This is a genomic window from Streptomyces sp. HUAS 31, from assembly GCF_028198125.1.
Taxonomy (GTDB): Bacteria; Actinomycetota; Actinomycetes; order Streptomycetales; family Streptomycetaceae; genus Streptomyces; species Streptomyces chartreusis.
In genome coordinates, this window is record NZ_CP116353.1 from 2,774,104 (window position 1) to 2,795,451 (window position 21,348).

General features: G+C 71.9%; 18 protein-coding genes. 12 read left to right on the plus strand and 6 right to left on the minus strand.

What is annotated here, in order from left to right; all coding sequences use genetic code 11:
* The first annotated feature begins 211 nt into the window (after window positions 1-211).
* Window positions 212-2,152 carry a S53 family peptidase gene (locus PGH47_RS12225; RefSeq protein ID WP_271663438.1) on the plus strand — a complete coding sequence of 647 codons (1,941 nt, stop codon included), beginning with the start codon at window positions 212-214 and terminating at the stop codon, window positions 2,150-2,152.
* 112 nt (window positions 2,153-2,264) lie between these two features.
* Here the strand turns inward: PGH47_RS12225 and panB are convergent, their stop codons facing one another.
* Entirely contained in the window at window positions 2,265-3,140 is an 876-nt protein-coding gene (gene panB, locus PGH47_RS12230) for a 3-methyl-2-oxobutanoate hydroxymethyltransferase (RefSeq protein ID WP_271663439.1), read from the minus strand.
* A gap of 180 nt (window positions 3,141-3,320) precedes the next feature.
* Between panB and PGH47_RS12235 the strand changes: the two genes are divergently transcribed.
* From PGH47_RS12235 to PGH47_RS12260, 6 genes are all read left to right on the plus strand, one after another.
* Entirely contained in the window at window positions 3,321-4,904 is a 1,584-nt protein-coding gene (locus tag PGH47_RS12235; RefSeq protein WP_271663440.1) for an MFS transporter, read from the plus strand.
* A gap of 83 nt (window positions 4,905-4,987) precedes the next feature.
* A complete protein-coding gene (locus PGH47_RS12240; protein ID WP_107906925.1) occupies window positions 4,988-5,617 on the plus strand; it encodes a TetR/AcrR family transcriptional regulator in 630 nt (209 codons plus the stop codon).
* A 188-nt stretch (window positions 5,618-5,805) separates the two neighbouring features.
* A complete protein-coding gene (locus PGH47_RS12245) occupies window positions 5,806-6,855 on the plus strand; it encodes an endonuclease/exonuclease/phosphatase family protein (protein ID WP_176577387.1) in 1,050 nt (349 codons plus the stop codon).
* A 146-nt stretch (window positions 6,856-7,001) separates the two neighbouring features.
* Window positions 7,002-8,225, plus strand: a complete 1,224-nt coding sequence (locus PGH47_RS12250; protein WP_271663441.1) for an MFS transporter — start codon at window positions 7,002-7,004, stop codon at window positions 8,223-8,225.
* A gap of 180 nt (window positions 8,226-8,405) precedes the next feature.
* Complete coding sequence (locus PGH47_RS12255) at window positions 8,406-9,431, plus strand: ATP-binding cassette domain-containing protein (RefSeq protein WP_271663442.1); 1,026 nt, start codon at window positions 8,406-8,408, stop codon at window positions 9,429-9,431.
* Window positions 9,428-10,249 (plus strand): ABC transporter permease, encoded by an 822-nt coding sequence (locus tag PGH47_RS12260; RefSeq protein WP_271663443.1) that lies wholly within the window; start codon window positions 9,428-9,430, stop codon window positions 10,247-10,249. The genes PGH47_RS12255 and PGH47_RS12260 overlap by 4 nt, the downstream gene beginning before the upstream one ends.
* A 19-nt stretch (window positions 10,250-10,268) precedes the next feature.
* Here the strand turns inward: PGH47_RS12260 and PGH47_RS12265 are convergent, their stop codons facing one another.
* The gene (locus PGH47_RS12265) at window positions 10,269-13,961 is read right to left on the minus strand and encodes an AfsR/SARP family transcriptional regulator (protein ID WP_271663444.1); all 3,693 of its coding nucleotides are present in this window, start codon (window positions 13,959-13,961) and stop codon (window positions 10,269-10,271) included.
* Window positions 13,962-14,180: 219 nt separating this feature from the next.
* Here PGH47_RS12265 and PGH47_RS12270 point away from each other — a divergent pair, with 219 nt between their 5' ends.
* Window positions 14,181-14,981: a site-2 protease family protein gene (locus PGH47_RS12270; protein WP_271663445.1), complete on the plus strand. Its 801-nt coding sequence runs from the start codon at window positions 14,181-14,183 to the stop codon at window positions 14,979-14,981.
* A 1-nt stretch (window position 14,982) separates the two neighbouring features.
* Here PGH47_RS12270 and PGH47_RS12275 read toward each other — a convergent pair whose 3' ends face one another.
* The 3 genes from PGH47_RS12275 to PGH47_RS12285 are packed head-to-tail and all read right to left on the minus strand — an operon-like array spanning window position 14,983 to window position 17,058.
* On the minus strand, window positions 14,983-15,168 hold the full coding sequence (locus tag PGH47_RS12275) for a hypothetical protein (protein WP_030957588.1): 186 nt from the start codon (window positions 15,166-15,168) through the stop codon (window positions 14,983-14,985).
* A gap of 53 nt (window positions 15,169-15,221) precedes the next feature.
* Entirely contained in the window at window positions 15,222-15,947 is a 726-nt protein-coding gene (npdG, locus tag PGH47_RS12280) for an NADPH-dependent F420 reductase (protein ID WP_271663446.1), read from the minus strand.
* Window positions 15,948-15,984: 37 nt separating this feature from the next.
* Window positions 15,985-17,058 (minus strand): sialidase family protein, encoded by a 1,074-nt coding sequence (locus PGH47_RS12285; protein WP_271663447.1) that lies wholly within the window; start codon window positions 17,056-17,058, stop codon window positions 15,985-15,987.
* Window positions 17,059-17,189: 131 nt separating this feature from the next.
* On the opposite strand from PGH47_RS12285, the gene PGH47_RS12290 reads away from it, so the two are divergent.
* Both PGH47_RS12290 and PGH47_RS12295 read left to right on the plus strand, forming a co-directional pair.
* On the plus strand, window positions 17,190-17,792 hold the full coding sequence (locus tag PGH47_RS12290) for a hypothetical protein (RefSeq protein WP_107906918.1): 603 nt from the start codon (window positions 17,190-17,192) through the stop codon (window positions 17,790-17,792).
* A gap of 206 nt (window positions 17,793-17,998) precedes the next feature.
* Window positions 17,999-19,342 (plus strand): MFS transporter, encoded by a 1,344-nt coding sequence (locus tag PGH47_RS12295; RefSeq protein ID WP_271663448.1) that lies wholly within the window; start codon window positions 17,999-18,001, stop codon window positions 19,340-19,342.
* A 10-nt stretch (window positions 19,343-19,352) separates the two neighbouring features.
* Here PGH47_RS12295 and PGH47_RS12300 read toward each other — a convergent pair whose 3' ends face one another.
* On the minus strand, window positions 19,353-19,583 hold the full coding sequence (locus PGH47_RS12300) for a hypothetical protein (protein ID WP_093745770.1): 231 nt from the start codon (window positions 19,581-19,583) through the stop codon (window positions 19,353-19,355).
* Window positions 19,584-19,652: 69 nt separating this feature from the next.
* Between PGH47_RS12300 and map the strand changes: the two genes are divergently transcribed.
* A complete protein-coding gene (gene map / locus PGH47_RS12305; protein WP_271663449.1) occupies window positions 19,653-20,510 on the plus strand; it encodes a type I methionyl aminopeptidase in 858 nt (285 codons plus the stop codon).
* Window positions 20,511-20,634: 124 nt separating this feature from the next.
* The gene (locus PGH47_RS12310) at window positions 20,635-21,282 is read left to right on the plus strand and encodes a biliverdin-producing heme oxygenase (protein WP_271663450.1); all 648 of its coding nucleotides are present in this window, start codon (window positions 20,635-20,637) and stop codon (window positions 21,280-21,282) included.
* Window positions 21,283-21,348 lie beyond the last annotated feature (66 nt).

Sequence of the window (21,348 nt, forward strand, 5' to 3'; positions counted from 1 at the left end):
CCGCGAAGCCTCGCTCCTAGCTGCCGCGGAGCCTCGCTTCCAGCTGCCGCGGAGCCGCAGTCCCAGCCGCGCACCCCAGCTGCCGAAATGGCCTTGTCATTGCGTTAGTTGGGACCTTCTTGAGCCGCGCATTCCCCTGGCGTGAACGGTTCGTCGCTTAAGTGGCCACCGTCGGGTGATCCACTCGCACACGAATCGCACAGGGGGTTCCATGAGATCTCGACGTGCCGCGCTGCGCACCTCGGTGAGTCTGGCGGCGACACTGCCTCTCCTCACCGGCGCGCTGGCCATCGGCATACCGGCGGCGCACGCCGCCGACGCCCCGGGCCGCGACCGGCTCGCCGGCACCAAGCCCGCGTGGGCCACGGCCCGGGCGGACAAGGGCGCGACCTCGGACAGCGCGCGGGTCTCCGCGCGCGTCTACCTCGCGGGCCGCGACGCGGCCGGCCTCGCCGCGTACGCGAAGGCCGTGTCGGACCCGGCCTCGGCGTCCTACGGCAAGTATCTGAGCGCCGACCGGGCGCAGGCCCGCTTCGGCGCGACGAAGGCCCAAGTGGCCGCCGTCAAGAGCTGGTTGAGGGCCGCGGGGCTGAAGGTCACCGGCGTCACGCAGCACTACGTCGCCGTCAGCGGCGATGTGGCCGCCGCGGAGAAGGCGTTCGGCACCCAGCTGCACGACTACGCCAAGGGCGCCCGGACCTACCGCGCCCCGGCGACGACGGCCTCGGTGCCGGATGCGGTCAAGGACGCGGTCCTGACCGTCACCGGCCTCGACAACGCGCCGCACCTGGCGAGCCACCGGGACCAGCTCCCGCCGCCGGAGACGGTGTTCCGCAACGCCGGGCCGTTCTCGACCTACCACGGCTCGAACGTGGCGAAGACGCTGCCGGACGCGTACGGCACGAAGGTCCCGTACGCCGTGAAGGGTTACACCGGCAAGCAGCTGCGTGCCGCGTACGGCGCGGGCAAGCGCACCGGCAAGGGCGTGCGCATCGCCATCACGGACGCATACGCCTCCCCGACCATCGCCTTCGACGCGGCCACCTACGCCAAGCGGAACGGGGACGCGGCCTGGAGCACGGGCCAGCTGCGGCAGGTCCTGCCCGCGAAGTACACGCGGACCAAGGAGTGCTCGGCGGCCGGCTGGTACGGCGAGGAGACCCTGGACGTCGAGTCCGCGCACGCGGTCGCGCCGGGCGCGCAGATCACGTACGTGGGCGCCGCCTCCTGCTACGACGAGGACCTGCTCGACTCGCTGAGCAAGATCGTCGACAACCATCTCGCCGACATCGTCTCCAACTCCTGGGGCGAGACCGAGGACGCGCAGACGCCGGACCTGGCGGCCGCCTACGACCAGGTCTTCCAGTTCGGCGCGGTGGAGGGCATCGGCTTCTACTACTCCTCCGGCGACGACGGCGACGAGGTGGCCGCCAGCGGCACCAAGCAGACGGACATCCCGGCGAGTTCGGCCTGGGTGACGGCGGTCGGCGGCACCTCGCTGGCGGTCGGCAAGGGCGAGAAGTACCTGTGGGAGACCGGCTGGGGCACGCAGAAGGCGACCCTCGCGGCCGACGGCAAGAGCTGGACCGGCTTCCCGGGCGCGTTCACCTCGGGCGCGGGCGGCGGCACCAGCAGGACGGTCGCCGAGCCCTACTACCAGCAGGGCGTCGTCCCGCCCGCGCTGGCGAAGGCCAACAGCGCCGACGGCAACCGGGTGGTGCCGGACATCGCGGCGATCGCCGACCCGAACACCGGGTTCCTGGTGGGCCAGACGCAAACCCTGCCGGACGGCAGGACGCAGGCCTACGACGAGTACCGCCTCGGCGGCACCTCGCTGGCCGCGCCGGTCGTCGCGGCCGTGCAGGCCCTCGCGCAGGAGGCGGCCGGCAAGCCTCTCGGCTTCGCCAACCCCGCGATCTACGCGCGGTACGGCTCGAAGGCGTACCACGACGTCACGGACAACCCGACGGGCTCCGGACTCGCGGTGGCCCGCGTCGACTTCGTCAACGGCTATGACGCGACGGGCGGTCTGAGCACGTCCGTCCGCAGCCTCGGCAAGGACAGTTCGCTGAGCGCCGTGAAGGGCTACGACGACGTGACGGGCGTGGGCACGCCCGCGGGCGGCTATGTGGAGTCGTACAGCCGCCACTGATCACCGGCAGAAGGAGGCGCCCCGCCGACGGGGGATGATCGGCGGGGCGCTTGGTGCCGCAGTGGTTCAGGGGTGGCGGCGGGCCGAGCTCAGAGGTGCCGGAAGGGCCGGCTCAGTGGACGGAGTGCTCTTCCAGCGGGAACGTGCCGCCCACGACGTCGTCCGCGAACGCCTTCGCCGCGTCGCCCATGGCCCGGCGCAGGTCGGCGTACTGCTTGACGAACTTGGGGACGCGGCCGCCGGTCAGGCCCATCATGTCCGTCCAGACCAGGACCTGTGCGTCGGTCTCCGGGCCGGCGCCGATGCCGACGGTCGGGATGTGCAGGACGCGCGTCACCTCGGCCGCCAGCTCCGCCGGGACCAGCTCCAGGACGACCGCGAACGCGCCCGCGTCCTGGACCGCCTTGGCGTCGCGCAGCAGTTGCTGGGCCGCCTCCTCGCCGCGGCCCTGGACGCGGTAGCCCATGGCGTTGACGGACTGCGGGGTCAGGCCGATGTGCGCCATGACCGGGATGCCGGACTCGACGAGAAGCCGGATCTGGTCGTGCGAGCGCTCGCCGCCCTCCAGCTTGACCGCGCCGACGCCGGCCTCCTTGACCAGCCGGGTCGCCGAGCGCAGCGCCTGCACCGGGCCCTCCTGGTACGAGCCGAAGGGCAGGTCGCCGACGATGAGGGCGCGGGAGGTGCCGCGTACGACGGCCGCCGAGAGCATGGTCATCTCGTCGAGCGTCACGGGCACGGTGGTCTCGTAACCGAGGTGGCAGTTGCCCGCCGAGTCGCCCACGAGCATGACCGGGATACCGGCCTCGTCGAAGACGGACGCGGTCATCGCGTCGTAGGCGGTGAGCATGGGCCACTTCTCGCCCCGCTCCTTGGCGAGGGCGATGTCCCGAACAGTGATGCGCCGAGTGCCCTTGCCCCCGTACAGCGCCTTGCTGCCGTCGGAGGTCTTCGCCTGAGGCGTCTGGGCAGCCGAAAGCTGCGTCATTGCAACGGCTCCTTCTGTCATCTCGAGGCGCCCTGACGGCGTCCCCGGATCCCTCCCATGGTGGCACTTCGTGCCAGTCGGGGCCAGGCCCCCTCGTGTGAGATCCACCCCGCGTAAGTTCTCGGTAAGAAATTAAGATACGAGACGGTTCCGTATCGTAAATGCGATAGCTTCGAACGCATGACTTCTCCCGCCCCAGCCACCCGTATACCCGAGGCGGTGCACCGGCGCCGCTGGGCGATCCTCGGCGTGCTGATGCTCAGCCTGCTGATCGTCGTGCTGGACAACTCCATCCTGAACGTCGCCATCAAGACCATCTCGACCCCCGCGCCGACCGGCCTCGGCGCCACGCAGAGCGAGCTGGAGTGGGCGATCAACGCCTACACCCTCGTCTTCGCGGGCCTGCTGTTCAGCGCGGGCATCCTGGGTGACCGGCTCGGCCGCAAGAAGGTGCTGCTCGGCGGGCTCGCCGTGTTCGGCATCGGCTCCGCGCTCGCCGCGTTCTCCGGCTCCCCCGGCGAGCTGATCACCTTCCGCGCCGTGATGGGCCTCGGCGCGGCCTTCGTCATGCCGGCCACCCTCGCCGTGCTGATGAACGTCTTCGAGCGGGACGAGCAGCCCAAGGCCATCGGCATCTGGGCCGGCGGCGTCGGACTCGCCATCGCCATCGGCCCCATCACGGGCGGTCTGCTGCTCGACCACTTCTGGTGGGGCTCGGTCTTCCTCATCAACGTGCCGATCGTGCTTCTCGCGCTCGGGCTGATGCTGTGGCTGGTCCCGGACTCGCGCGACCCGAACCCCGGCCGGATCGACCCGATCGGCGTGGTGCTCTCCGTCGTCGGCCTGGTCCTGCTCGTCTACGGCATCATCAAGGGCGGCCAGCTCGCCGACTTCACGGACGTGACGGTCCTCGCGACGATCGCCGCAGGTCTCGCCGTACTCGCGGCCTTCGTGGTGTTCGAGAAGCGCAGCGACCATCCGTCCATCGACATCACGTACTTCCGCAACAAGGTCTTCTCCGCCGCGATCGGCGTCATCGCGCTGGTCTTCTTCGCGCTGATGGGCGTGACGTTCTTCTCGGTCTTCTACACCCAGAGCGTGCGCGGCTACTCGCCGCTGGAGACCGGTCTGCTGATGCTGCCGCTGGCCGCCGCGCAGATGATCTTCGCGCCGCGCGCCCGGCTGCTGGTCGACCGGTTCGGCAACCGGGCCACGACGACCGGCGCCATGCTGCTGATCGCGCTCACGCTGGCCGCGTTCGCGACCTTCGAGGCGGACACGCCGATCTGGCTGCTGGAGGTCGTGTTCTTCCTCATGGGCGCCGCGATGGCCCACATCATGACGCCCATCAGCGTCGTCATCATGCAGGCCCTGCCCCGCGAGAAGGCCGGTTCCGCCTCCGCGCTGAGCAACACCTTCCGCCAGGTCGGCGGCGCCCTCGGCATCGCCGTCCTCGGCTCGGTCCTGTCGACGGCCTACCGCAACGGCATCGAGGACCGGCTCGGCGCGCTGCCCGCGGGCGTACGGCACACGGCGGGCGAGTCCATCGAGGCCACGCTCGGCGTCGCCGACCGGCTCGGCCCGCGCGGCGAGGCCCTCATCGGCCCGGCGCACGACGCGTTCCTGCACGCCATGCACATCACGGCGCTGTGGGGCGCCGGGATCGCGGTGCTCGGCGCGGTGGTCGTGGCGCTGTTCCTGCCGGGACGGCCCGCCGCCACGCAGAAGAGCGAGGAGGAGCAGGAGTTGGTGGCCTCGGAGTAGCGGAACCCACTCATGCGGCCGGCGCGCGCCACGGTGCCGTACCCGGGGGACAATCAGCACAGCCCACGGAAAGGACCGAACAAGTGAGCCTCGCCGACAGTCATCCCCGGCCGGAGGGACCCGGCCGGGGCCGCCCCCGCAGCGAGGCCGTGGAGCGGTCCATCATCGAGGGCGTCATCAGACTGCTGGAGGAGGGCGTGCCGCTCGCGGAGCTGTCCATCGAGCGCATCGCCCGCACCGCCGGCGTCGGCAAGGCCACCATCTACCGCCGCTGGAACGGCAAGGAGGAGCTCTTCGTCGACGTCGTACGCGCCGCCGAGCCCCCGGACCCCGAACTGCCCGGCACCTCGGTGCGCGACGATCTCGTGACGCTGCTGGAGCAACTGCGCCAACGCGGCCTGATGACGCGTTCGTCGGTGCTCATGCACAACGTCATCGCCCAGATGAAGAGCAGCCCGAAGATCTGGGACGCCTACCACTCGATCGTCGTGGAGCCGCGGCGCAGGACACAGCACGCGATCCTGCGCCGCGGGCAGGAAGGCGGCGAACTGCGCACGGACATCGACGTCGACGTGCTGAACGACATGATCTTCGGCCCGATGCTGGTGCGTGCCGTCATGCGCCCGGACGCCGACCTTCCCGAAGGGCTGTCGGAGCAGATGGTCGACGCCGTCCTCGAAGGTCTACGGCCCGTCAGTTCGCGCACTCCGTAGTACGCATGTGCGCGTTTCGTCACAGAGCGCGCTTTCCCCGCCCTTGACCGGAACTCCGGAAGCCGACTTGTACGTCCTCGACCCCGTACGGCCGTCATGAGTACGGCATGAACGGAGCCGATCATCCCCTAGGGTTTCTTTGGGCGCGGGGGGACGACGGTGTGCACGGCAGGTAGTGAGGCGACGGTATGGCGCAGCAGGCGTACGTGACGGAGACGGACAGCGGCGGCTCGGAGCCCGACCGCAGAGCTTCCGGGCTTCGGCGCCTGAACCGCCTGGTCTCGGGCTGGCGCGGCGACCCGCACATCTGGCGGCGCGGGATCGTGCTGGCCGCCGTCGCGGTGGTTCTCGCCCTGGTGATGGGGCTGCACGCACGGATCCCGAACGCCATCGGCAACCTCGGCTCCCTGATCGAGACGTTCCTGCCCTGGCTGGGCCTGCTCATCCCGGTGCTCGTAGTGCTGGGCCTGGTGCGCAAGTCCGCGACCGCGCTGATCGCGGTGCTGCTCCCGGCGATCGTCTGGCTGAACCTCTTCGGCGGCCAGCTCAGCGACAAGACCGGCTCCGGCGGCGATCTGACGGTGGCCACGCACAACGTCAACGCCGACAACCCCGATCCCGCCGGCACCGCCCAGGACGTGGCCGCCTCCGGCGCGGACGTCGTGGCGCTGGAGGAGCTGACGGCCGACGCGGTCCCGACGTACGAGAAGGCGCTGGCGTCGACGTACAAGTACCACTCGGTGCAGGGCACGGTCGGGCTGTGGAGCAAGTACCCGCTCAGCGGCGTCCGGTCCGTCGACATCCAGCTGGGCTGGACCCGCGCCATGCGGGCCGCGGTGACCACACCGGCCGGGCAGGTCGCGGTGTACGTGGCCCATCTGCCGTCGGTGCGCGTGAAGATGGAGGCCGGGTTCACCGCCCGGCAGCGCGACAAGAGCGCCGACGCGCTGGGCGAGGCCATCGCCGACGAGCCGCTGCAGAAGACCGTCCTGCTCGGCGACCTGAACGGCACGATGAACGACCGCGCGCTGCGGGCCATCACCGCCCAGATGCGCTCCACGCAGGGTGCCTCGGGCAGCGGGATGGGATTCAGCTGGCCGGCGTCGTTCCCGATGGCGCGGATCGACCAGATCATGGTGAAGGGCATCGAGCCGATGAGCTCGTGGACGCTGCCGGAGACGGGGAGCGACCATCTGCCGATCGCGGCGCGTGTGAAGGTCGACACATCCGCGTCCTGAAAACCCCAGGTCAGCGTCGTCTGGACGGGTATTTGCAACCGGGCTGCCACCTGCCGGAATACTGCACCTGAGAGACTTTGTTCCGTACTTGAACATACGAAGTCGCGGAACACCGCTCTCGACACCCCGAAAGGCAACGGCCCTCCATGCCCCTGGCCCTGCTCGCCCTCGCCGTGGGCGCGTTCGGTATCGGTACGACCGAGTTCGTGATGATGGGCCTGCTGCCCGAAGTCGCGGGCGACCTGGACATCTCGATCCCCACCGCCGGGCATCTGGTCTCGGCCTACGCCCTCGGCGTCGTCATCGGCGCCCCGCTGCTCGCCGCGGTCACGGCGCGGATGCCGCGCCGCACCGTACTGATCGGCCTCATGGCCCTGTTCGTCGCGGGCAACGCCCTGTCCGCGTTCGCCCCTGACTACGACTGGCTGGTGGCCGCCCGCTTCCTGAGCGGCCTGCCGCACGGCGCCTTCTTCGGCGTCGGCGCGGTCGTGGCGACGAGCATGGTGGCGCCGGAGCGCAAGGCCCGCTCCGTGTCGCTGATGTTCCTCGGCCTGACGGTGGCCAACATCGCGGGCGTGCCGGCCGGCACGCTCCTGGGGCAGCACCTGGGCTGGCGGGCCACGTTCCTCGGCGTGAGCGCGATCGGTCTGGTGGCGATGGCGTCGCTGGCGCTGCTGATCCCGCGCGCGCAGGAGAGCGCCGCCCCGGCCGCCGGGCTGCGCGGCGAGCTGGCCGCGCTGCGCTCGGTCCCGGTGTGGCTGGCGCTCGGCACGACGGTCGCGGGCTTCGGGGCGCTCTTCGCCGCGTACAGCTACGTGACGCCGATGCTGACGGACGCCGCCGGTTACGCCGACAGCAGTGTGACGCTGCTGCTGGCGCTGTTCGGTGTGGGTGCGACCGTCGGCAACCTGCTGGGCGGGCGGCTGGCGGACCACGCGATGCGCGGGACGCTGTTCGGGGGCCTGATCTCGCTGGCGGTGGTCCTGGCGCTGTTCCCGCTGCTGATGACCACGGCGTGGAGTGCGGCACTGGCGGTGACCCTGCTCGGCATGGCGGCGTTCGTGACCGGCTCGCCGCTGAACCTGATGGTGATGGAGAAGGCGGCGTCTGCTCCGTCGCTGGCGTCCTCGGCCAACCAGGCGGCCTTCAACCTCGCCAACGCCGGCGGCGCCTGGATCGGCGGGCTGGCCCTCGCGGCGGGCTTCGGGGTGACGTCCCCGGCGCTGGCGGGCGCGGTACTGGCGGTGCTGGGGCTCGGCGTGGCCGGTGCGGCGTATGCCGTGGACCGGCGGCGGGGTGCTGCGTCCTCCGGGCGGGCGCGGGTGGTTGCGGGGCGGGTTCCTCGGCCGGCCGAAACGGTTCAGCGCTGAGGTCGTCCGGGTAGGGCGCGACTACGGATGTGGCGCGGTGTGCCGTCGGTCGGATGCCGCGCCGTCGTGGCTGGTCGCGCAGTTCCCCGCGCCCCTTCACGGCGCTATCCGTAGGTCCCTTGTCGGGCGTGTCGGTGGGCTGTCGGTGGTTTGTCGGTGGGGACTGGCACTGTCGTTGCCATGACGCGAATCGACATGAAGCCGGGCGGCGCGGCCAGCGCCGTCTCCGTGCGGGGGTTGGTCAAGCACTACGGCGAGACCAAGGCTCTGGACGGTGTGGACCTGGAAGTACGTGAGGGCACCGTCATGGGGGTGCTGGGACCGAACGGGGCGGGCAAGACCACCCTGGTACGGATCCTGTCGACACTGCTGGCGCCGGACGCCGGGCAGGCGACCGTCGTCGGCTACGACGTCGTGCGCCAGCCGCGGCAACTGCGCCGGGTGATCGGGCTGACCGGGCAGTACGCCTCCGTGGACGAGAAGCTCCCGGGGTGGGAGAACCTGTATCTGATCGGGCGGCTGCTCGATCTGCCGCGCAAGGAGGCACGCACGCGTGCCGACGAGCTGCTGGAGCGGTTCTCGCTGACGGAGGCGGCCAGGCGGCCCGCCTCCACCTATTCCGGCGGTATGCGCCGCCGGCTCGACCTGGCCGCCTCCATGATCGGCCGGCCGGCCGTGCTGTTCCTCGACGAGCCCACCACGGGGCTCGACCCGCGCACCCGCAACGAGGTGTGGGACGAGGTCAAGGCCATGGTCGGGGACGGTGTGACCGTGCTGCTGACCACGCAGTACATGGAGGAGGCCGAGCAGCTCGCCACCGAGCTGACCGTCGTCGACCGCGGCAAGGTCGTCGCCGGCGGCGGCATCGAGGAGCTCAAGGCGAAGGTGGGCGGGCGGACGCTCAGGGTCCGCCCGGTCGACCCGCTCCAGCTGCGCCCGCTCGCCGGGTACCTCGACGACCTCGGCATCACCGGTCTCGCCGCCACCACCGTGGACACCGCGGGCGGCACCCTGCTGATCCCGATCCTCAGCGACGAGCAGCTGACGGCCGTGGTCGGCGCCATCACCTCCCGAGGCATCACGCTCGCCTCCATCACCACCGAACTGCCCAGTCTCGACGAGGTGTTCCTGTCCCTCACCGGCCACCGCGCCAGTGCCCCGCAGGACACCGTGCCCACCGACGACCGCGAGGAGGTCGCCGTATGAGCGCCACCACCATGACCGACGCCGGCGTCAAGGACGACGCTCGCATCCCGCTGCGCGGCCACCTGCGGCACACCGGCGCGCTCGTGCGCCGCAACCTGCTGTGGATCCGGCAGGACCCGGAGTCGATGGCCGACGCGCTGCTGATGCCGGTCATCTTCACCCTGCTGTTCGTGTTCGTCTTCGGCGGCTCGATCGGGCAGGCGCTGGGCGGCGGCCAGGACCAGTACGTGCAGTACGTGATCCCCGGCATGATCGCGATGATGAGCATGACGCTCTCCCAGGGCGTCGGCACCGGCTTCAGCCAGGACTTCAACTCCGGTGTCATGGACCGCTTCCGGTCCCTGCCCATCGGGCGCGGCTCGGTGCTCTTCGCGAAGATCTCCGTGGAACTGCTGCGGATGCTGTTCGCCACCGCCGTACTGATGATCGTCGCCGTCCTGGTCGGCTTCGACATCACCAGCTGGCCGGGGCTGCTGGCGACCGTGGCCCTGTCCACGGCGTTCGCCTCGTCGATCATGTGGGTGTTCCTCACCCTCGGCGTGATCATGAAGAGTGCGCAGTCCGTGCAGGCGATGGGCTTCCTGGTGCTGTTCCCGCTCCAGTTCGGCTCGTCGATCTTCGCGCCGACGGACTCGATGCCGGGCTGGCTCCAGGGCTTCACCGACTACAACCCGCTGTCCACCCTCGCGGACGCCTCGCGCGGCCTGATGGTGGGCGGGCCGGTCGCGCACGACCTGTGGGTGACGCTCGGCTGGTCGGTGGCGATCACGGCGGTCATGGCGCCGGTCGCGATCCACAAGTTCCGTACGAAGAGCTGACGTCGTCCGCGCGGACGGGTCAGACGAGGGCGGCGGCCTCCCGGGGGGAGAGTCCGCCGCCTTCCGCGTACGCCGCCTCGTAGGCCGCGTCGCCGAGCACGGCACGGGTGCGCTCCACCGCCCGCTGGTGCACCTCGCGCTCCTGGCACGACGGCACGTGCCGGTGCGGCTGCATCGCGTCGGCGGCGCCCAGGCAGCGGGCTGCGTCGCCGGCCCGGCAGCCGCCGTCGACCCGGGCGAGGGCGAAGGCGGCGGTGGTCAGATACGCGGACTGCATCTGGGGTGCGATGGCCGCGGCGAGCGGGTCCTCGGCGCGTTCCAACGCCTTCCTGATCGTCTCCAGGGACTCCTGGTAGCGGCCGTCGAGGGCGTCCAGCCAGGACTCGGAGCCGAGGATGAAGGCGTCGAAGACGATGAAGTGGGCGATCTTGAACTGCTCGCGCAGCAGCCGGATCTGTTCACGCGCCTCGGGAACCCGGGCGGTCAGGCTGAGCCATCCGGCCAGGATGAGCCGGGCGAAGGGCATCGCGTGCTCGCTCGCGCCGCCGTCCTGCTCGATCACCGTCCGCAGCAGGGCCTCGCCGCGCTCGCCCTGCCCCGCCTCGATCAGGGCGCTGCCGAGCCGGGAGCTGAGCACCCCCACCTGAGCGCGGGCGCCGAGCCGGTCGGCGTGTTCGATACCCGCCTCGTAGTCGGCGGCGGCCCGCAGGTACGCGCCCCTGCGCTCATGGGCCTCGGCACGTGCCGAGTACGCCTCGGCCGTGCCCCACAGGTCGCCGAGGCGCTGGTAGATCTCCAGCGACTCGTCGGCGTCGCGGATGGCGTCGCCCGCCCAGTCGGTGCGGTTGGCCAGCAGATTGGCCCGCATGTGGAGATTGGCGGCGAGGTCCCACTCGTATCCGGGCACGCTGCGGCAGGTGTCGACGGCGGCGTCGACGATCGTCCGCAGCCGGTCCATGTCGCCGGTGAGCATGACGGCGAAGAACCACAGGGAGCCCGGACTGTGACAGGCCTGCGGGAGGCCGGGCTCGTACGTCTCGGCGATGACCCGCAGCTTGGTCTGCGCCTCGGGCGTCTGCCAGGCCTCCAGCTCGGTGTCCATGCAGGCGAGGTGGATGAGGTGCACTCCGCGTCGGGCCTCGTCCAGGACCGGACCGGTCCAGGGCGGCGGGGAGGCGGTGCAGCGCTCCCACAGGGGTGCGGCGGGGCGGGCCGGTTCGACGAAGGGGTCGGGGCCGAGATGGTGCACCTCTCGCGACCAGTTGCGGGCGACGATCCGCAGGTCACGCATCTGCCAGTACCAGCCCATCGACAGCACCAGGCAGAGCGCCTCCTGTTCGTCGCGCACGGCGACGGCGTAGTGCAGGGCGGCCCGGAGGTTCTCGCTCTCGCGCTCCAGCCTGCGGATCGCGGCGAGCTGGTCGGCGCCGCGCAGCAACGGCTCGGTGGTGCGGGCGAGTTCGCGGTAGTACGTCAGATGCGCGCGCTCGGCCTCCGCCCGCCGACCGGTCTCGTCGAGCCGTTCGGCAGCGTACTCGGCGACGGTTTCCAGAAGCCGGTAGCGCATCTCTCCGTCGCCCGGCTCGGCCGCCACCACCAGGGACTTGTCGACGAGCGAACCGAGTGTCTCCAGGGCGGCCGGTCCGCAGACGGCCTCGGCGGCCGCGAGGTCGCAGCCGCCCGCGAACACGGACAGCAGCCGCAACACCTCGCGTTCGCTGTCGTCCAGCAGTTCCCAGGACCAGTCGACGACGGCCCTGAGCGTCTGCTGGCGGGGCAGGACGGTACGGCTGCCGGAGGTGAGCAGCCGGAAGCGGTCGTCGAGCCGGTCGGCGATCTGGCGGGGCGTGAGCATGCGCAGGCGGGCGGCGGCGAGTTCGATGGCGAGGGGCAGGCCGTCGAGGCGCCGGCAGATCTCGGCGCACGCCGCGGCAGTCTCCTCGTCGGCCTCCACCCGGAAGCCCGGCCGCGCCGCGGCTCCCCGGTCGGCGAGCAAGCGCAGCGCGAACGGCTCGGGCAGCGGCTCGACGGGGCGCAGCAACTCGCCCGGTACGCCGAGGGGTTCACGGCTGGTGGCGAGCACCGTCAGCTCGGGGCAGCGCTCCAGCAGCGCCTCCACGAGGCGGGCGGCGGCCTCGATGACGTGCTCGCAGTTGTCGAGGATCAGCACCATGCGGCGTTTGGCGCAGTGCTCGGCGAGGCGGTCGACCGGGTCGTCGTGGCGGTCGGTGCCGGCCCGCATGGCCTCCGCTCCGGCGCCGTACAGCACGGTCTCACGGGCGCCGAGGGCGGTGAGTACGGCCTCCGGCACGGCCTCGGGGTCGTCGACCGGCGCGAGCTCGGCCAGCCACACCCCGTCCGGCGCCGCGTCCCGCACCCGCTCGGCGGCCTCCTGCGACAGCCGTGTCTTCCCGGCACCGCCGGGACCGAGCAGGGTGACCAGCCGGGCGGCGGCAAGGTCGCCGCGGATGGCATCGATGTCGCTCTCGCGGCCGACGAAGGAGGTGAGGCGGGCGCGGAGGTTGCCCGCGGACGGGGTCGCGGCGGGGGTGCCGAGCGGGCCGGCGGCGGAGTGCGCGGGGCCGGCCGGGGAGCCGTCGGGGTGGGACCGGTCGTGCGAGGCGGTGGCCCGCCCGCCCGGCCCGCTCGGGGAGGCGTCGCCGTACACGTCGCCGTGCGGGGCCGTCGCTCCGCCGCCGAGACCGCCCGAGGAGCCCTCGCCGTGCACCTGCCTGTGCGGGGCCGTCGCTCCGCCGCCGGAACCGCCCGGGGAGCCGTCGCCGTACACCTCGCCGTGCGGGGCCGTGACTCCCCCGCCGGGACCGCTCCGGAAGCCGTCCCCACGTGACTCTCCGTGCGGTGCGCCCGCCGTTCCGGCGGGGCCGGGCGGACGCGGCGCGTAGGGCCCGCGGAACGCACGCGCCCCGGTGCCGGAGGCCCCGGCCGTGCTGCCCGGACGCGCGGCCGTCCCCCGCCCCTCCTCCATCGGCCGGAGCAACTCGCCGTGCAGGGCGCGCAGTTCCGGGCCCGGGTCCGAGCCGAGCCGGTCCGCCAGGAGGCGTCGTACGTCCTCGTAGGCGGCCAGGGCCTCCGCCGTGCGGCCCGCGTCGCGCAGGGCGCGCAGGCGCAGGGCCTGGAGGGGCTCGTCCAGCGGGTGGGTGTCGCACAGGGCGGTCAGCTCGGGCAGGGACTGCTCGGCGTGGCCGAGGGCGAGGGCGGCGGTGTGCCGGGTGCGCAGGGCGTCCAGGCGACGGGTCTCCTGGCGGGCCGCCTCCGCGGTGTGGTCGGGGAGGTCGGCGAGGGCCGGGCCGTGCCACAGGGCGAGGGCGTCGTCGAGGACGCCGGCCGCCTTGGCCGGGTCGCCGTCGGCGAGCGCGCGCGTGCCCTCGCCGACGAGCCGCTCGAAGCGGTTCAGGTCGATGTCGTCGGGCGCGGCGGCGAGCCGGTAGCCGCCCTCGGCGGAGAGGATCGCGTCCGCCCCGAGGGCCCGGCGCAACCGCCCGACCAGCGCCTGGAGCGCGCCCGTCGCGTCGGCGGGCGGCTCGTCGCCCCACACCTCGTCGACCAGCAGCCCCACGGGCACGGTCCGGCCGGCCCGCAGCGCCAGCACGGTCAGCAGGGCACGCAGCCGCGCCCCGCCGACCGGAACGGGGCGGCCGTCGGGGCGGAGTACCTGGGTGGTGCCGAGAATGCGATAGCGCACGGGATCCATTGTCTCTGGTGGGCTCGGGGACGGTCACAGGGTTGGGGTCCGAGGCGCGGCGGCCCCGGCGGAGCGGGACTGCCCGGCCGGGCGGTCGGCACGGGCGGGCAGTTTGGGCTCCACCCTCTCCGGAACCGGTGCCCCACCGCGAGACGTTTTCCGCGTACGCCCGGTACGGTCGGGCAGGTCCCCACGCGGTCCCGCGTGCACAAGAGCTCAGGGAGCCCCATGACCACCGCCCTCAGCCGCCGCAGCGAGCGGCGGATCAGCCCCGTCTTCGTCGGGATCGTCGCCGTCACGGCGGTGACGGGCTGGGCCACCTGGACCGGGTTCGCCGAGCAGCCCGGGCTGGCCGTGTTCCTGTTCGTGACGGCGGCCTGGATCGTGTCGCTGTGTCTGCACGAGTACGCACACGCGCGTACCGCCCTGCACAGCGGCGACATCTCGGTCGGCGCGAAGGGCTACCTCACGCTCAACCCGCTGAAGTACACGCACGCGCTGCTCAGCATCGTGCTCCCGGTCATCTTCGTGATCATGGGCGGCATCGGTCTGCCGGGCGGTGCCGTCTTCATCGAGCGCGGCCGGATCCGGGGGCGCTGGCGGCACAGTCTCATCTCGGCGGCGGGCCCGCTGACGAACGTGCTGTTCGCGGTCGTGTGCACCGCCCCGTTCTGGCTGGACGCGCTCGACGGCGTGCCGCGGGACTTCCGCTTCGCGCTCGCCTTCCTGGCGCTGCTCCAGGTCACGGCCGCGATCCTGAACTTCCTGCCGGTCCCGGGCCTGGACGGCTACGGCGTGATCGAGCCCTGGCTGTCGCACAACGTCAAGCGTCAGGTGGAGCCGTTCGCCCCGTTCGGCCTGCTGTTCGTGTTCGCGCTGCTGTGGGTGCCGTCGGTCAACAGCGTGTTCTTCGACATGATCGACGCGGTCCTGCGCGGCCTCGGCATCAGCGACTTCGACACCTACTGCGGCTACGACCTGTTCCGCTTCTGGCGGGACTCGAACGAGATCTGCTCGATCGCGCAGTGACTCAGCCGGTGGCGGAGCCGCGCCGCTCGTCCTTGGCGCGCTTGAAGTAGTACCAGGTCATGTTCGACGAAAGGCCCGCGAGCAGCACCCACACGATCCCCAGCCAGCTGCCCTGCGCGAAGGAGACCACGGCCGCGACCACGGCCAGCACACAGACGATCAGGGCATAGACACCAAGGCGGGGCATTTCACTCGGCTCCTTCGGGGGACACTGCTACCCGGACAGTGTCCCCCATCGGCTCAGACGTCAGTGACGCGGAGCCCCGCGTGCGCCTTGTAGCGGCGGTTCACCGAGATCAGGTTCGCGACCAGCGCCTCCACCTGGTGGGCATTGCGCAGCCGCCCCGCGAAGATGCCGCGCATGCCGGGGATCCGGCCGGCCAGCGCCTGGACGATCTCCACGTCGGCGCGGACCTCGCCGAGGACCATGACGTCGGTGTCGATCTCGTCGATCTCCGGGTCCTCCAGCAGGACCGCCGACAGATGGTGGAAGGCCGCCGTCACCCGGGAGTCCGGCAGCAGGGCGGCAGCCTGCTCGGCGGCGCTGCCCTCCTCCGGCTTGAGGGCGTAGGCGCCCTTCTTGTCGAAGCCGAGCGGGTTGACGCAGTCGACGACCAGCTTGCCGACGAGGTCCTCGCGCAGCGCTTCCAGGGTCTTGCCGTGGCCCTCCCACGGCACGGCGACGATCACGATGTCGCTGCGCCGGGCGCACTCGGCGTTCTCGGCGCCCTCGATGCCGTGCCCGAGCTCCTCCGCGGCGGCTTCGGCCCGCTCGGCGGCCCGCGAGCCGATGATCACCTTCTGGCCGGCGCGGGCGAGCCGGTAGGCCAGGCCCTTGCCCTGCGGCCCGGTCCCGCCGAGCACGCCGACGACGAGACCGGAGACGTCCGGGAGGTCCCAGGGGTCCTTGGCCGGGGCCTTCGCGGGCGCGTCGGCGGGCTGCTGTGCACTGTCGGTAGAGGTCATGGGCCGACTTTACGTCCGTGCGGCGGGCGCCGACCGCTCAGGTGAGCCGGTTCACGGGTACCCGGCGGAAGGTGATGCTCTCGTAGGGGCCGAAGTCGCCGGTCTCGTAGAGGAGTCCGACCGTGCCCTCGTCGATCCGGGTCAGGTCCGAGTAGGCGGCGGGCAGTCCGTCCACCGGGTGGGCGGACCGCCAGGTGACTCCGTGGTCGGTGGAGGCGCGGATCGTCATCAGGGCGCGGGCGCCGGGGTCGGCGGGGCCGGAGAACAGCAGCACGTCCGGGTCGCGGAGCTGGAGCACGCTGCCCTCGCAGATGGGGGCGACGAGGCCGGCCTGCGGGCGGAAGGGCCTGGTCAGGGTCGTGCCGCCGTCCTCGGAGTAGGCGTCGGCGCGGTTGCCCGGCGAGACGGAGTCGTTGCGGGTGTTGAAGTAGACGCGGCCATCGGGGAGTTCGGCGGCGGTGGTCTCGTTGACGTTGATGTAGCCGTCGGTGTTCTCGTCGGTGTAGCCGATGCTCCAGGTGGCGCCGCGGTCGTCGCTGAGCAGGCAGTGGCCGCTGTTGTACCTGGGCTCGGTGCCGATGTCGTCGCCGGCGGGCGGGATGGTGTGGTTGGCGGCGACGACGACCCGGCCGGTGCTCAGCTGGATCGCGTGGCCGGGCGTGGTGGCGTACCACCGCCAGCCCGGCCTCTTCACCTGCGCGGTGATCTCCTTCGAGCTCGACCAGGTGACGCCGTCGTCGTCGCTGTGCCGCACCCAGATCCGGCGGCCGTCGGCGTCGCCCACCTCGCCGCGCAGGATGCCCGCCTCGGTGGCGGTGGCGTGGTTGCGGATGTAGACGAGCAGGATGCGGCCGGTGTCCAGGACGACGGGGGCGGGGTTGCCGGCGAGGTGCCAGTTGTTGTCGGCGACCACCGCGAGGGGACCCCAGGTGCGGCCGCCGTCCGTGGAGCGCTTGAGCACGATGTCGATGTGCCCGTGGTCGCTCGCGGAGTCGACCCGGCCCTCGCAGAACGCGAGAACGGTGCCGGTGGAGGTGGTGACCACGGCCGGGATGCGGAAGCTCGCGTAGCCCTCTCGGCCGGCGCGGAAGGGGACGCTGGTCTCTGTCATGGGGGCTCCTCGGATCGCCTGTATCACCACGGCAGGTGGTTGAGCGGGATAACGAATGCGTCTGCCCAGGTTGGGCGAATTCGTGGTGAACTCCGGGTCACGAGTGGTCGGTTGCGGCAGGATGCGGTCGCATGGATGCCGTACGTGTCGCGTTGCTGCGCGAAGTACTCGCCGGGACGGAGTGGTTGGGGGCGACCCGGCGGTTCGCGGGGTCGCTGCGGGCGTCGGCGGTGGCGCACGGGGGCGGGCTGCTGCTGGTCGGCACGCGGGAGTACGAGCCGTGGCATCTGGCGGCGCACCTGGTGGACGAGGCCGCGTGGTCGGGGACGCCGGAGCTCGCGCCCACTCTCGTACGGCATGACGCGCGCGCCTCGGATCCGGCGCATCTGGCGGTCGGGCTCGGGCGGCTGGCGGCGGCCGGGCGCGACGAGACGCTGCTGGTGGTGGCGCCGGACCGGCCGGGGGCGGCGCTGCTGGAGAGGGTGCACGACGCCCGGCGGGCCGGGGCGACGGTGCTGGCGCTCGGCACCGGCGAGGGGGAGCTGACGACCATGGCCCACGAGAGGCTGGTCGTGCCCGAGGGCGCGGAGCTGGACCTGGACACCGTGCAGCACCTGGTCAGCGCGGCGGCGGGCGAGAACACGGTGCCCTCCGGGCGGGGGCGGCGGAGGTTCCGGGACCGGTTGTCGAGGCTGGCGGAGTCATTGACGGCACCGCCACCGCCGCGGTGGTGAGAGCGCCGGAGGGAGGGGTGGTTTCTGTCGTCGGGCGGCCATGGGTCGTCGGGGGCTGGTCGCGCAGTTCCCCGCGCCCCTGAGGGGGTGCCGCCGTCGCGTCGGCTGGATCCCGCACCCCTGAAAGGGCGTTGCCGTCGCGGCGGCCGGACCCTGCCCGAAAACCGGTTGCCCCAGCCACCTACCCGCCCGGACCATGACCCTTCGTGACCGCCGAATCCCCCACGCCCGATCCAGCCCGTCCCTCCCGCCTGCGCGCCGTGCTCCCCGATCTCGCGCCCTGGCGGGCCTCCGTCGACTTCCGGCGGCTGTGGCTGGCGGGGCTGGTGACGACCTTCGGCAGCTTTCTGACGTTCGTCGCGCTGCCCGTGCAGATCAAGGAGCTCACCGGGTCCGCCGCCGCGGTGGGCGCGATCGGGGCCGTGGAGCTGGTGCCGCTGATCGTGTTCGGGCTGTACGGCGGCGCGCTCGCCGACGCGCTCGACAAGCGGAAGCTGATCCTGTGGACGGAGGTCGGCCAGGCGGTGCTGAGCGCGGCGCTGCTGGTCAACGCGCTGCTGCCGACCCCGGCGATCTGGCCGCTGTACGTCGTCGCCGCCCTGTCCTCCGCGCTGGTGTCGGTCCAACGCCCCGCCCTGGACGCCCTGTTGCCCCGGATCGTCGCCCACGACCACCTCCCGGCGGCCGCCTCCCTCAACGCGCTGCGCTGGCAGGTCGGCGGTGTCGCGGGTCCCGCCCTGGCCGGCGTGGTCGTCGCGTACGCGGGGCTCGGCTGGGCGTACGGCGCGGACCTGGTGACGTTCGTCGTCTCCGTCGCCCTCGCCGTCGGCCTCTCCTCCTCCCCCGCGTCCCACGAGGCCGCGAAGCCGTCCCTGAAGGCCATCGCCGAGGGCGCCCGCTACGCCTGGAGCCGCAAGGAGCTGCTCGGCACGTACGTCGTCGACATCGCGGCGATGCTCTTCGCGCTGCCGCTCGCCGTGCTGCCGTTCCTCGCGGACGAGCTGAACGCGCCCTGGTCGCTGGGCCTGATGTACGCCGCGATGCCGGCCGGCGCGATGGTGGTGAGCCTGACCAGCGGCTGGACCTCGCGGGTGCACCGGCACGGGCGGGCCGTGGTGCTGGCGGCCGCCCTGTGGGGCGTGGCCGTGGCGGCCGCCGGTGTCTCCCGGAACGTATGGCTGGTGCTGCTGTTCCTGGCGCTCGGCGGCGCCGCCGACATGGTCAGCGGCGTCTTCCGCGGAGTGATGTGGAACCAGACGATCCCGGACGAGCTGCGCGGCCGGCTCGCCGGGATCGAGCTGCTGTCGTACTCGGTGGGCCCGCAGCTGGGCCAGACCTACACGGGCGGCGTCGCGGCCTGGAAGGGCGTGCGGACGTCCGTCTGGTCGGGCGGGCTGCTCTGCGTGGGCGCGGTGGGGCTGCTGGCGCTGTGCCTGCCGAAGCTGATGGCGTACGACGCGCGCACGAACGAGCACGCCGTCCGGCTGCGGGAGCAGCGCGGGGCGGCGGCAGCCGCGCCGACGCCCGCGGTGGCGCCGGCGGAGGGCTGACCGGCCGGGGTCAGTTCTCGTCCGGGGGACCCGTCGGGGCGTCGTGCCACCTGGGGTCGTTCTCCCACTCCAGGTTGCGTTCGCGCGCCAGGTCCATCGCCTGCTGGGCCTCGGCCCGGGTGGTGTACGGCCCGAAGCGGTCCTTGGCCGGGCACTCCGGGCCCTCCTCGACCTTCTTGTGGACGAGGCAGTAGTACCACTCGCCCGGCTTGCCGACCGTGCGCTTCTTGAACAGGGCCATGACCCGCTCCTTTCGACTGAGCTCGCCATGGTCATGGTCCCCCATGGCCGCTGTCTTAGACTCGCTGGCATGTCTGGCCAGTCGCTGCTCGTACCAGGGGAGCTGTCTCCCACCCGTTCCGTGCCCGGAAACATCCGCCGGCCCGAGTACGTCGGCAAGCCCGCGCCGACGCCGTACAAGGGTCCGGAGGTGCAGACCGCGGAGACCGTCGAGGCGATGCGGGTCGCCGGCCGTATCGCCGCGCGGGCGATGGCCGAGGCGGCCAAGTTGATCGCGCCCGGCGTGACGACGGACGAGCTGGACAAGGTGGCGCACGAGTACATGTGCGACCACGGGGCCTACCCCTCCACGCTCGGCTACCGCGGCTTCCCGAAGTCGCTGTGCACCAGCCTCAACGAGGTCATCTGCCACGGCATCCCGGACTCCACGGTCCTGCGCGACGGCGACATCATCAACCTCGACGTGACGGCGTACATCGGCGGGGTGCACGGCGACAACAACGCCACGTACCTGGTGGGCGACGTGGACGAGGAGAGCCGTCTGCTGGTGGAGCGGACCCGCGAGTCCCTCAGCCGCGCGATCAAGGCCGTCAAGCCGGGCCGTCAGATCAACGTCATCGGCCGGGTGATCGAGTCGTACGCCAAGCGCTTCGGCTACGGCGTGGTCCGTGACTTCACCGGCCACGGCATCAACTCGTCGTTCCACTCCGGCCTGATCATCCCGCACTACGACAGCCCGCACGCGACGACGGTCATCCAGCCCGGGATGACGTTCACGATCGAGCCGATGCTGACGCTGGGCACGCACGAGTACGACATGTGGGACGACGGCTGGACGGTCGTCACGAAGGACCGGATGCGCACCGCGCAGTTCGAGCACACGCTGGTGGTGACGGAGACCGGCACGGAGATCCTCACGCTGCCGTAGCCGAGACCGTACGGACCGCCGGAACCCGTCCTCTGCGGAGGGCGGGTTTTCTCGGTACGCTTTTACCGACATGACGTCGGCAAACCTATTGACTTAGGTAAGCCTAACCTCAGAAAATGGCGGCATGGACTCCTTCTCGACAGTCATCCGCACCGCCTCGCACGAAGAGCACGTGCAGGCGGAGACCTCGACGTTCATGAGCGACATGCTCGGCGGCCGGCTGGGCGTGGACGCGTACGCGCGGTACACCGAGCAGCTGTGGTTCGTGTACGAGGCGCTGGAGGCCGGTGCCGGGCGACTGGCGTCGGATCCGGTGGCCGGTCCGTTCATCCGGCCGGAGCTGTTCCGGCTGGCGTCGCTGGAGCGGGACCTGGCGCATCTGCGGGGCCCCGAGTGGCGCTCGCTGGTGTCCGCCCTGCCGGCCACCCGGGCCTACGCGGACCGGGTGCGCGAGTGCGCCGAGGACTGGCCGGCCGGCTACATCGCCCATCACTACACCCGCTACCTCGGCGACCTCTCCGGCGGCCAGATCATCCGCGACAAGGCCGAGAAGACCTGGGGTTTCACCCGCAAGGGCGACGGGGTCCGGTTCTACGTCTTCGAAGAGATCTCCAACCCGGCCGCGTTCAAGCGGAGTTACCGGGAGCTGTTGGACGGGGTGCGCGCGGACGACCTGGAGAAGCAGCGGATCGTGGCGGAGTGCAAGCGGGCGTTCGCGCTGAACACGGCGGTGTTCCGGGCACTGGGCGAGGAGTTCCCGCTGTCGGCGTGAGCACCGGCTCCCTCACCGCCGGACAGGCTCCGGCACCGCCGGACAGGCTTCCGCACCGCCAGGTTC